Source organism: Flavobacterium sp. ARAG 55.4 (genome assembly GCF_051846875.1).
GTDB classification, from domain to species: domain Bacteria; phylum Bacteroidota; class Bacteroidia; order Flavobacteriales; family Flavobacteriaceae; genus Flavobacterium; species Flavobacterium plantiphilum.
Genome location: NZ_JBPYCT010000018.1, coordinates 15663 through 27796, shown reverse-complemented (window position 1 = coordinate 27796; position 12134 = coordinate 15663). Strand labels below are relative to the sequence as shown.

The 12134-nt window shown below is 34.8% G+C and carries 11 protein-coding genes; 7 read left to right on the top strand and 4 right to left on the bottom strand.

Annotated features, from left to right (window positions below):
• Positions 1-19 precede the first annotated feature (19 nt).
• Positions 20-310, bottom strand: a complete 291-nt coding sequence (locus ACSV4D_RS16935) for a hypothetical protein (protein WP_439229199.1) — start codon at positions 308-310, stop codon at positions 20-22.
• 154 nt (positions 311-464) lie between these two features.
• On the opposite strand from ACSV4D_RS16935, the gene ACSV4D_RS16930 reads away from it, so the two are divergent.
• Positions 465-1217, top strand: a complete 753-nt coding sequence (locus ACSV4D_RS16930; RefSeq protein ID WP_439229198.1) for a hypothetical protein — start codon at positions 465-467, stop codon at positions 1215-1217.
• Positions 1218-1396: 179 nt separating this feature from the next.
• Here the strand turns inward: ACSV4D_RS16930 and ACSV4D_RS16925 are convergent, their stop codons facing one another.
• Both ACSV4D_RS16925 and ACSV4D_RS16920 read right to left on the bottom strand, forming a co-directional pair.
• A complete protein-coding gene (locus tag ACSV4D_RS16925; protein WP_439229197.1) occupies positions 1397-2932 on the bottom strand; it encodes a YifB family Mg chelatase-like AAA ATPase in 1536 nt (511 codons plus the stop codon).
• A gap of 35 nt (positions 2933-2967) precedes the next feature.
• The gene (locus ACSV4D_RS16920) at positions 2968-3942 is read right to left on the bottom strand and encodes a Gfo/Idh/MocA family protein (RefSeq protein WP_439229196.1); all 975 of its coding nucleotides are present in this window, start codon (positions 3940-3942) and stop codon (positions 2968-2970) included.
• 415 nt (positions 3943-4357) lie between these two features.
• Here ACSV4D_RS16920 and ACSV4D_RS16915 point away from each other — a divergent pair, with 415 nt between their 5' ends.
• The 6 genes from ACSV4D_RS16915 to ACSV4D_RS16890 all read left to right on the top strand — a co-directional run bounded on the left by ACSV4D_RS16915 (position 4358) and on the right by ACSV4D_RS16890 (position 11168).
• Positions 4358-5827 carry a sodium:solute symporter family protein gene (locus ACSV4D_RS16915; RefSeq protein ID WP_439229195.1) on the top strand — a complete coding sequence of 490 codons (1470 nt, stop codon included), beginning with the start codon at positions 4358-4360 and terminating at the stop codon, positions 5825-5827.
• Positions 5808-6242 (top strand): GNAT family N-acetyltransferase, encoded by a 435-nt coding sequence (locus tag ACSV4D_RS16910; RefSeq protein ID WP_439229194.1) that lies wholly within the window; start codon positions 5808-5810, stop codon positions 6240-6242. The genes ACSV4D_RS16915 and ACSV4D_RS16910 overlap by 20 nt, the downstream gene beginning before the upstream one ends.
• 7 nt (positions 6243-6249) lie before the next feature.
• Positions 6250-7422, top strand: a complete 1173-nt coding sequence (locus tag ACSV4D_RS16905) for an amidohydrolase (RefSeq protein ID WP_439229193.1) — start codon at positions 6250-6252, stop codon at positions 7420-7422.
• Positions 7394-8545 (top strand): alanine racemase, encoded by a 1152-nt coding sequence (gene alr, locus ACSV4D_RS16900; RefSeq protein ID WP_439229192.1) that lies wholly within the window; start codon positions 7394-7396, stop codon positions 8543-8545. The genes ACSV4D_RS16905 and alr overlap by 29 nt, the downstream gene beginning before the upstream one ends.
• Positions 8545-9618: an alanine/ornithine racemase family PLP-dependent enzyme gene (locus tag ACSV4D_RS16895; RefSeq protein WP_408079556.1), complete on the top strand. Its 1074-nt coding sequence runs from the start codon at positions 8545-8547 to the stop codon at positions 9616-9618. The genes alr and ACSV4D_RS16895 overlap by 1 nt, the downstream gene beginning before the upstream one ends.
• A 245-nt stretch (positions 9619-9863) precedes the next feature.
• On the top strand, positions 9864-11168 hold the full coding sequence (locus ACSV4D_RS16890; RefSeq protein WP_408079554.1) for an ammonium transporter: 1305 nt from the start codon (positions 9864-9866) through the stop codon (positions 11166-11168).
• A gap of 92 nt (positions 11169-11260) precedes the next feature.
• Here the strand turns inward: ACSV4D_RS16890 and ypfJ are convergent, their stop codons facing one another.
• Positions 11261-12130, bottom strand: coding sequence for a KPN_02809 family neutral zinc metallopeptidase (ypfJ, locus tag ACSV4D_RS16885; RefSeq protein ID WP_439229191.1), 870 nt, complete (start codon positions 12128-12130; stop codon positions 11261-11263).
• Positions 12131-12134: the final 4 nt, after the last annotated feature.

The following is a 12134-nucleotide window of genomic DNA, read 5'->3' as shown; positions in this document are numbered from 1 at the left end:
AAAAGGTCTCTGACCTTCCTTACCAGTTATAAATTGTACTTATCGCTTGATGTTTCAAAACATCTATTACCGGATTATCTACTTTTGTAATGGCTATAACTCCATTGTCATCAACATAATTAGAAGCACTGGAATGAGTATAATGAGAAGCTTTTGAAACAATTCCAGCCCGAACAGGATTCAAATGGATATAATCTAATTTCGACCAAAAGAACTTTTCTGAGAAAATTTCTTCAGGATGATTTCCATATTGCCAAAACTGATATTTTTCGTTTCGGTTGTGACTTTTACAAGCAAATTCAGAAACCATTTTAAACTTCTTCAAAAACAGACATACAAACACAAATGCAGACAACAAAATCTTTAAAATTTGTTGAACAATCAGTTAATAAAAAATTTATTACTTGTAAAAATCAAACTACTAAAATCATACATTAGCCATAATTCCAATAACAAATAAATAAATGAAAAACGAAAAAACTGTATTATGGATAATGTTTGCAGGTATTCTGTTAATAGTTATTACACCATTTCTATTCACACATTTTGGCTTTGGTGTTGATTTTACTTCTTCAAATACAAATAATATTGGTGGCACTATAGGCGGAATCACCGCACCATTTACAGGAATATTAGGGTCAATATTAGTATATTTTGCACTGAAAGAACAAGTTACAGCGAATAAGTTAATTCAAAAACAGCTTGATGAACAAAAACAAAGTGATGAAGAATCTAAGGTTGTAACATACTTAAAACATCAACTGGAAACTATTATTAAAGATATTGAAGAATTCAGCCTTTCGTATGAGAGAAATAAACAAGTTGGAAATGGAAAGACTGAAAAAACTTCAGGTGTTATAACTGGAAGTGAAGCAATTTTTAAATATTTAAGTGGCTATCTACAGGCAGATACACATCACGATTTAGATTATTCAAACAGGTTTTACCAAGTAAAGAATATTAAATATTATATCTCACTGATTAATGAATTAGTTACATCAATCAATTCTGAAAATATACCTGCAAAAGACAAGTCATTTCTAACATCTGCAATTAAGTATCATTATATTACAAAAGTAAAACCACAATTCGATAAATTTGAATCGGACAAAACAAGTAATACCGAGGAATGCAAAAAATGTGGTATAAAGCACTTTGGAATTCCTGATGAACTTTTTGATATTATTTATTCAATTAATCGAGGTCTACAATTATAAATTCTTTTAATTACTTCTCAAAATTCCCGATAGCGGATTTGCAATCCGTGTCCCGCTCCGCAAAGTCTCTGACTTTGAGGATGTGTTCGTCAGTCTCTGACGGATATGAAATTCAAATTGCTGCGATTAAAAACCGCAAATCACTATCTCAAAGGCGAAGAATTTGCAAAACCTTATCACTATCCTAACCAGCCATCTCTATCTAAACTTCTGTACTGAATAGCCTCGGAAATATGATGGGATGCGACAGCTTCGGAAGCTTCTAAGTCTGCAATAGTACGGGCTACTTTCAAAATCCTGTCGTATGCCCGGGCTGAAAGATTCAAGCGTTCCATAGCGTTTTTCAGTAATGATTTTGATTCATCATTTAAAACACAATATTCCCGAATGTGTTTAGTACTCATTTGAGCATTGTAATGGATGTTATTCATCTTTTCGAATCGCTCTGATTGAATTTCACGCGCTGCTGTTACCCGTTTGCGAATGGTCATACTGTTTTCCGCTTTTTGATTGTCGGATAGTTTTTCGAAAGGAACGGGAGTTACTTCAATATGAATATCAATCCGGTCCAGTAAAGGTCCTGAAATTTTACTTAAATAGCGTTGCATTTCATAAGGCGAAGCGGTTTGGGCAGCACTCGGATCATTAAAAAAGCCACTCGGACTTGGATTCATACTGGCAACCAGCATGAATGAAGAAGGATAAGTAACCGTAAATTTGGCTCTGGAAATCGTTACTTCCCGATCTTCCAGCGGCTGACGCATTACTTCAAGAACATCTCGCTTGAATTCCGGTAATTCATCCAGAAACAAAACCCCATTATGCGCCATAGAAATTTCTCCGGGCTGCGGATAGCTGCCGCCGCCTACAAGGGCTACATTTGAAATAGTATGATGCGGACTGCGAAAAGGTCTTTGATTCATAAGACCAACTTCTTTTAATTTGCCGGCAACACTATGGATTTTGGTAGTTTCTAAAGCTTCGTGTAAAGTCATTGGCGGAAGAATACTGGGTAAACGTTTGGCCAGCATGGTTTTTCCTGCTCCTGGAGGACCAATTAAAATAATATTATGTCCGCCGGCAGCGGCAATTTCCATACATCTTTTAATGCTTTCCTGGCCTTTGACATCTGAAAAATCAAATTCAGGAAAATCTAAATCTTTGTAGAATTCGGCGCGGGTATCAATGTGTGTGGGTTCTAAATTACCGTTTCCTTCGAAGAAATCAATTATTTCCTGTACATTTTCAATCCCATACACATTTAAATCCTTTACAATAGCGGCTTCTTTTACATTTTGTTTTGGCAGAAAAAAACCTTTAAAACCTTCTTCTTTGGCTTTAATGGCAATAGGCAATGCACCTCGAATGGGCTGCAGACTTCCGTCTAACGATAATTCGCCCATGATGATGTATTTGTCAATTTCGTCTCCTTTAATTTGTCCCGAAGCAACGAGAATGCCTAATGCGAGAGTTAAGTCGTATGCAGAACCTTCTTTGCGTAAATCGGCGGGAGCCATGTTGATAGTTATTTTTTTGCCGGGCAACATGTAACCATTATTTTTTAAAGCCGCTGCAATGCGATAACTGCTTTCTTTGATTGCGTTATCAGGCAAACCCACTAAATGATATCCCACACCTTTGTCGATATTTACTTCAATAGTGATGGTAGTTGCTTCTACACCAAAAACGGCGCTTCCAAATACTTTTATTAACATAAAATGGTATTATAAAATGATTAGCTGAGCTTAAATTAGAATTGTAATCCTATTTGATTTTTTACTTCTTCAACAATTTTCATGAGTTCTAAACTGTTTTTATGTGACCATAAATTACTTTGGGGAGCATTATTTCTAATGCATTCATGGCATTCTTCAATTTCATAAAGGTATCCCATTTCTTGGGTTGGAAACTCAAAAATAGTTTTGACATCATCTTTTATCAGTGTATAAGATTCTGCCATATGCCACATAGAATTCAGATTAATTCGGCCTTTAGTTCCGCTTACAGTGGCTTCTACATTAGAAGTATGTGAAATTCCGGAATATAATACAGCATGTGCTTCTTTGTATTGCAAAATCATAGCGGTTTGTGTATCTACTCCAGAGGAATGAAAAATGGATTTTGCATAAATATTTTTAGGAATTCCCAAGAGGGTATAAGCAAGAAATAACGGGTAAACTCCAATATCCATTAAGGAACCGCCACCTGTTTTTAAATCAAACATTCTGTTCCCTTTTTTTTCTTCAGCATAGAACGCAAAATCAGCATTGATGTACCGAAGAGTTCCTATTTCTCCCTGTTTTATTTTGGCGAAAGCCGCTCTGAAAGAAGGATTAAATCTGGTCCAGAAAGCTTCCATGAAAAATTTATTGTGTTTTACAGCAGTTGCAATCATCTTTTCAGCATCTTCATACCGTAGTGCAATTGGTTTTTCGCACAATACATGCTTGTTTTTTTCTAATGCTTTTATAGTAAGTTCTGCATGAGAATCATGTGGAGTTGCAATATAAAGAATGTCAATGTTGTTGTCATTCATAATAGCTTCATAAGAATCATAAGCTTTTGGACATTGATAAGTTGTCGCAAAAGCAACTGCATTCTCTTTACTTCTTGATGCTACTGCTACGAGTTTAGCTCCTTTTACTAATTTTAGTTCTTTTGCAAACAGATGTGCAATATTTCCAAGTCCTATAATTCCCCAGTTAATAATGTCTTTGTTTTTCATTGTTTTTATAAATTAAGATACTTTTTTGCTTTCAGAATTAATGATACTGATGCGGGAATTTTTTTGTAGTATAATTTTTTAAAAATAGTGAATTTTAAAATACAAAAGACAGAATATTAGTGAGTTTTGAATAAAAAAATAATAGTTAAGTAATGTATTTTAAGGGATAATAATGATTTCTTAACCAAGCCGGAATTGAATAAATGTTATTTTTTGGGATGTTTTTCCTATATTTGCATTCGTTAATTGATTTTTAAACGGCAAAAACTGATTTTTCTATCGTTTTTTTTAGCCTTTTCTAATGTTTCATTATTCCTGAAATAATTTTAAAAATCACCTTTTGTAGCATGCTACATCTTTGCCTTTTGGAAAAATTCCTTGTACAGGCTTTTAATAATCTTGAAAATTAAAAAAAATGCACATAATAGATTATGTAATCTTTTTTGTTTATATGCTGGCTATGCTGGGAGTTGGTGTATATTTCTTTAAAAAAAACAAAACAGCTGAAGATTTTTATGTAAGTGGGCGAACAATGAGCAGTTGGCATATTGGATTATCAGTAGTTGCTACTGATGTAGGAGGAGGATTTTCTATCGGTTTGGGAGGTTTAGGATTTACCATGGGATTATCAGGTTCGTGGATGTTATTTACGGGTGTACTGGGAGCCTGGCTGAGTGCAGTGTTTTTAATCCCCACCATCAGCAGGCTGGGACATCAGCATAAGTTTTTTACGTTTCCTCAAATTTTTAGTCACTTTTATAATGGAAAAGTGGCATTCCTGGCAGGAATTATATCCGCAATTGGTTATGTAGGTTTTACCAGTTCTCAGGTTTTGGCTGGAGCCAAATTAGCTTCGGCGACAATTCCGGAATTAGATATTCAGACGGCATTGATTGTCATGGGAGTTATTGCAGTAGCATATACCTCAATAGGCGGTTTAAAAGCAGTTATTTATACCGATACTGTTCAGTGGTTAATCCTTATTGGAGGATTGGTTTTTATTGGAATACCGGTAGCCTATAATGCGGTAGGTGGTTATGATGCTATCAAAAGCACTCTGGCTCCGGAGTATTTATCAATGTCAAATGTTTCTGTTTACCAAATTATAAACTGGTCGGTTACTATTATTCCTATTTGGTTTGTAGGGATGACTTTATACCAGCGGATTTATGCCAGTAAAGGAGAAAAAGAAGCCAAAAAAGCCTGGTTGATAGCAGGTGTTTTTGAATGGCCAATAATGGCTTTTATGGGCGTTATATTAGGTATGCTTGCTAAAGTTGCTGCCACTCAGGGAATGTTTGAGGGAATTACTGATGCAGCAACTATGGATAGTGAAATGGGATTACCTGTTTTATTAGCTACTATTCTGCCGGTGGGTTTAATGGGGCTGATGTTATCTTCCTATTTTTCGGCAATACTTTCTACAGCTGACAGTTGCCTGATGGCTGCTTCGGGAAATATTGTGACTGATATCATGGCTAAGTTTTCTAAAAAAGCACTCACTCATAAAAAAGAGTTACAGCTTTCGCAAATAGTTACTTTGCTCGTGGGATTATTTGCCATTTTATTAGCATCCCAAATGCAAAATGTATTAGAACTGATGCTTTATTCGTATGCTTTTATGGTTTCGGGCTTATTTATCCCGGTTTTAGGAGCTTTATTTTGGAAAAAAAGCCATCCTGTTGCAGCATTCTGGAGTATGTTGTCAGGCGGTGCAGTTACAATTTTGCTGATAATTACAAAAAATGAGTTACCTTTAGGAATCAGGCTTTCTAAAAATCTGGATGCCAACATTTATGGAATAAGTATTTCACTTATTTTATTTATTCTATTATCAATTTATCATAATAATAAACAATTACAAAATGGACTTCAAAATAATTAATTATATATCAGGAGAAGATAAAATTTATTCCAATCAGGCTGTCGCTGAGTTTCTCTATACTCATCTGGAACAATATGGCGACAAAACAGAAGATATTCTAAAATGTATTGACTACGTGATGAATCCTGAAAAAGGAGGGAATATTATACTGGGGATTGATGACCACCGGATTGTAGGGGCTGTGATTTTAAACAATACCGGTATGCAGGGATTTATTCCTGAAAATATACTGGTTTATATTGCAGTCGATAACAGCCTGCGCGGTAAAGGATACGGTAAAAATTTAATGCAAAAAGCGATTTCTATTGCCGAAGGAGATATTGCACTACATGTTGAACCGGATAATCCGGCCCGAAAGCTTTATGAAAAATTAGGATTTACAAATAAATATTTAGAAATGCGTCTCATTAAATAAAGCAAAAATGGAATCTTTCAATCAGTATCTGGATACCCTAATTTCATTTCGTAAAGAATTGCACCGGCATCCTGAAGTTTCCGGAAAAGAAGTTGCAACAGCAAACAGAATTGTTTCTTTTTTAAAACAATTTCCACCCGATGAAATGATCACTGCTATTGGAGGAACCGGAATTATTGCTGCTTACAACGGCGAAAAACCAGGCAAAACGGTATTATTTCGTTGTGAACTGGACGCCTTACCTATTGAAGAAATAAACAATTTTGAGCACCGTTCTGTACATAAAGCAGTTTCACATAAATGTGGTCATGACGGGCATATGGCTATTTTATGCGGTTTAGCCATAAAATTACATTTAAAAAGACCGGATACAGGCGCTGTATTTTTATTATTTCAACCTTCGGAAGAGGATGGAAGCGGTGCGCAAAAAGTGCTTTCAGATACGAAATTCAAATCCATTAATCCGGATTATGTTTTTGCTTTACACAATTTACCGGCTTATCCTAAGAATCAGATTGTGGTAAAAAACAACACCTTTACCTGTGCCGTAAACAGTATTATTATAAAATTAAAAGGAATTACAGCGCACGCTGCTGAACCCGAAAAAGGAATTAATCCTGCACAGGCAATTGCAGCAATACTTTCAGCATACAATAAATACAGTCAGCCTGACAGCAAGAAACCTAAATACTGTATTATTACTCCTGTACATATCCGGATGGGTAAAAAAGCTTATGGTGTGTCGGCTGGAGCAGGAGAGATTCATTTTACAGTAAGAAGTGACAGCAGTGTGGAAATGAAAAATATTGCGGGTTATTTAGAAGAAAAAGCCAGAAGTATTGCTGATGAATATAAACTGGGTATAAGTATAAAGTGGGTTCAGACTTTTGAAGCTAATGAAAATAATAGTACTGCGGTTGATTTAGTCCGAGTAGCTGCAAATTCTAATTGTTTGGCGCTTTTAGAAAAGAAAACTCCGTTTAGCTGGGGAGAAGATTTTGGACTATTTACACAAAAATACAAAGGTGCCATGTTTGGGATAGGCATAGGTAAAGAAAAGCCGGCGCTGCATAATCCCGATTATGATTTTGAGGATGAGATTTTACAAACAGGTATAAGTATTTTTCATCATATAAGTAAACAAATTACAGATGCAGACAAATTCAATTATAGAACTTAGCCGTTCAGCATATCAAAATAACATAACATTTTTGAAACAATTATTTGGAAAAAAGAGAATTCTTTCTTCAGTTGTTAAAGGGAATGCTTATGGTCATGGAATATCCGAATTTGTTGTGATGGCATCTGAATGCGGGATTAATCATTTTTCAGTTTTTGATACTGATGAAGCAAGGCAGGTTCATGCTGTTTTATCTGATAAAGTCACTATTTTAATCATGGGATTCATCAGTGAAGAAGATTTGTCGTGGATTATTCAAAATGATATTGAGTTTTTTGTTTTTGATAAAAAAAGGCTTGTCAGTGCTGTAAGAGTGGCTAAAAAGCTGAATAAAAAAGCCATTGTACATATTGAAACTGAAACCGGAATGAACAGAACCGGATTTGAAAAATCAGAATTAAAAGAGGTAATTGCAATTTTGAAAAAAGAAGCAAAGAATCTTATTTTTAAAGGACTTTGTACACATTATGCCGGAGCCGAAAGTATTGCTAATTATTACAGAGTTGAAAAGCAAATCAAATATTTTGACGAAATTTATCAGTATTTAATAAAAAATGAATTAAAGCCCGAAATGGTACATTCTGCTTGTTCAGCAGCAGCAATAATGTTTCCTGAAACAAGAATGAATCTGGTACGGATAGGAATTATGCAATATGGATTATGGCCCAGTCAGGAAGTATTTGTTGCTTATCTGAATACTAAAAAAATAAAACAGGATCCTTTACGCCGCATCATAACCTGGAAAAGTTCAGTAATGAGTATTAAAAAAGTAAAAACAGGTGATTTTGTAGGTTATGGAACGAGTTTTATGGCTAAAAAGAACATGAAAATTGCAGTAATTCCTATTGGTTATGCCCACGGATACAGCAGATCCTTAAGTAATCACGGTCGCATACTTGTACAGGGACAACGCTGTATGGTAGTAGGACTGGTTACCATGAATATGGTAGCGGTAGATGTTACAGATATTAAAAGTATTAAAAAAGAAGAAGAAGTGGTTTTAATAGGCAATCAAAATGATCTGGCTATAACCATTGCTTCATTTTGTGATTACAGCAACCAACTCAATTATGAATTATTAACTCGAATCTCGAAAACGATTCCCCGAAAAATTACTGACTGATGGCATTTGTAAAATTATATAGAAAAAAATTAGAAGAAAATTATCAATTTCTGGATACTATTTTTAAATCAAGAGCAATCAATTGGGGAGTAGTATCTAAAATGTTATGTGGTAATGAAATATATTTAAAAGAAATTATTGCTTTAGGAGTCAAAGAAATTCATGATTCTCGGGTTAGCAATTTAAGAAAGATTAAATCCTTAAATCCGGATATTCAGACGGTTTATATTAAGCCGCCAGCTAAAAGAAGTATTGAAAGCATTGTTCGCTATGCGGATGTGAGTTTCAATACGGAATTCTACACCATTCAGATGCTTTCTGAAGAAGCTATAAAGCAGCATAAAACCCATAAAATTATCATTATGATTGAAATGGGGGATTTACGTGAAGGGGTTATGGGAGAAGAATTAGTTGAGTTTTACGGATCTATTTTAAGTTTACCTAACATTGAAATCCGCGGCATAGGAACCAATCTCAATTGTTTGAGCGGTGTTATGCCTACTCAGGATAAGTTGATTCAGTTGAGTTTATACAAACAGCTTATCGAAGCTAAATTTAATATTGAAATCCCGTGGGTTTCAGGAGGAACTTCTGTTGCGGTTCCGTTAATTTTAAAAAATGCACGTCCTATGGCTGTGAATCATTTTCGAATTGGAGAAGCTCTATTCTTTGGAAAAGACCTCTTTACCGGAGATACTATTGAAGGAATGCATAATGATGTTTTTAAATTATTTGCTGAAATTATTGAAATTACCGAAAAGCCCGATACTCCCACCGGAGAATTAGGAGAAAATGTAGCAGGAAATACTTATTCGATGGAACAAACAGAAGATTTTAGCAGTACTTCGCTAAGAGCTATTCTGGATGTTGGTTTGTTAGATATGCAGCCACAGTATCTTATCCCTGAAGATGACGAGATAACTATTATTGATGCCAGTTCAGACATGCTGGTGATCGATATCAGTCATTCTAAGAAAAACTACCAGATAGGAGAACTTATTTCTTTTAATTTAAAATATATGGGCGCACTTTACTTATTAAATTCTGATTATATCGATAAAACGATTGAGTAAAAATTAATTCTGTGAGTTTTTATTGTAAAATAATGAATGAGATTTTATTTTTAATGAGGTTATAGATGACTTTGGTAAAAGGTAATTTTAACAAATCGTTATTTTTTGAATCTTTTATAGCTTGTACCCTTAAATTTTTAGGGGGTAAACTAAATTAATAATAAAAATTAAAATATTTCGGGTTGAATTTTACGGGGGTTGTTAATCATTTTATATTTTTGGCGAAAATTTAAACCAAAAAAATAATGAGAAAAATCAGTTTAAGTGTTATAATGATTGCGTTATTGGTCATTACACTATTTTCAAGTTTTATTTTAACACCAAATACAGTTCCATCAGAGGCTCCGGTTTTTGATACAGGAGATACTGCCTGGATGATTGTTGCTACGGCATTAGTATTAATAATGACTCCCGGATTAGGTTTCTTTTACGGAGGTATGGTAGGTAAAAAAAATGTTATTAGTACAATGTTACAAAGTTTTGTAGCGATGATTATTGTAACAATATTATGGGTTGTTATTGGTTTTAGTTTGTCTTTTGGTACTTCTTACAATGGATTAATTGGTGATCCGACGGAATTTTTTATGTTTCAGAATGTAAACATTAATACTGCCTGGGGAACAATTCCTTTTATGCTTTTTGCTTTATTTCAGGCTAAATTTGCGATTATCACACCGGCTTTAATTACTGGTGCTTTTGCTGAGAGAGTACGTTTTTGGGCATATATTTTATTCATGGTATTATTTATTCTGTTTATTTATACGCCTTTATGTCACATGACCTGGCATTCAGACGGATATTTCTTTAAAATGGGAGTACTTGATTTTGCAGGAGGTACTGTAGTACACATGAGTGCCGGATGGGCAGCTCTTGCGGGTGCAATGTTTTTAGGAAAAAGAAAAGTACAAAAAGTAAATCCTGCCCGTATCACTTACGTTTTATTAGGTACTGCTTTATTGTGGTTTGGATGGTTTGGTTTTAACGCAGGTTCTGCATTAGCATCTAATGGTTTAGCAGTTCAGGCTTTAGGTACAACAACTGTTGCTGCTGCTGCTGCCGGAATGGCATGGGTATTTATGGATAAAATTTTAGGTCATAAATTATCAGCTATGGGAGCTTGTATAGGTACTGTTGTAGGTTTAGTTGCGATTACTCCTGCTGCTGGTTTTGTAAGCATACCTCACGCTATCTTTATTGGATTATTTAGTAGTGTGGTGAGTAATTTTATGGTTAGCAAATTTCCAAAAGGAAAAATTGATGATGCATTGGATGTATTTGCCTGTCACGGTGTAGGCGGAATGGTTGGAATGTTGTTAACAGGAGTTTTTGCTTCAAAAGCTATAAATCCTGCAGTTACTGATCAGGGACTTATTTTTGGTGAGTCTACTTTGTTTATCAATCAGTTTACAGCTTTAATTATGGTATCTGTATTTGCATTTGTAGGTTCTTATTTCTTGTTTTTTGTTGTAAATAAAATTACTCCTCTAAGAGTAACTGAAGATAAAGAAGAATTAGGTCTGGATATCTCTCAACACGGAGAATACTTATAACAATACGCTATAAAAAGATTTTTAATAAAAAAATAGCTTAACTGGATAATCAGTTAAGCTATTTTTTTTATTTGGGAAAATGAAAGTTTAATTCAATAAAGTCCTAATTCTTCAAATGTATTTCCTTGTTTGATATCTCCTGATCTATACCCCTTCATAAACCAGTATTTACGCTGTACAGAAGTCCCGTGTGTAAAAGATTCAGGAACAATATGGCCCTGCATTTTAGCCTGAATGGCATCATCTCCCACGGCATGCGCAGCACTCAAAGCCTCGTCAATATCACCATCTTCCAGTATATTGTTCATTTGCTGGTTGTAATGCGTCCAGACACCGGCATAAAAATCAGCCTGTAATTCCAGAGCGACGGATAATTTATTGGCTTCCGCTTTGCTTTTTCCTTGCTGCATCTGTCTCATTTTTGCAGATGTTCCTAATAACGTCTGAACATGATGTCCTATCTCATGAGCAATCACATAAGCAGTGGCAAAATCGCCTCCCTGCGCTCCAAATTTTGTTTTCAGTTCTTCAAAAAAAGTCAAATCCATATAAACTTTCTGATCGCCCGGACAATAAAAAGGACCTGAAGCAGAAGAAGCATTTCCACAAGCAGTTTGTACTGCTCCGCTAAATAATACAATATTGGGATTTTTGAATTGAAGATTGTTTTCTTCAAAAATTTTAGACCATACATCTTCATTGTCAGCAAGAATTGTTTTTACAAATGCCTGTTCTTCTAATTCTGCTGCTGTTAAATCTCTTTGTTCAGTAGTGTTTTGATTTTGTCCCTGATTTAGCTGTTCTAGTACAGGAGTAATCATTTGCGCATTTTCGCCTCCAAAAACGTTTATTAATAAAATAATAATTCCCAGGATTCCTCCTCCTACGATTGTTTTACCGCCCGATGACATTCCTCTGCGGTCTTCAACATTGCCGCTTTGTCTTCTTCCTTTCCATTTCATACTA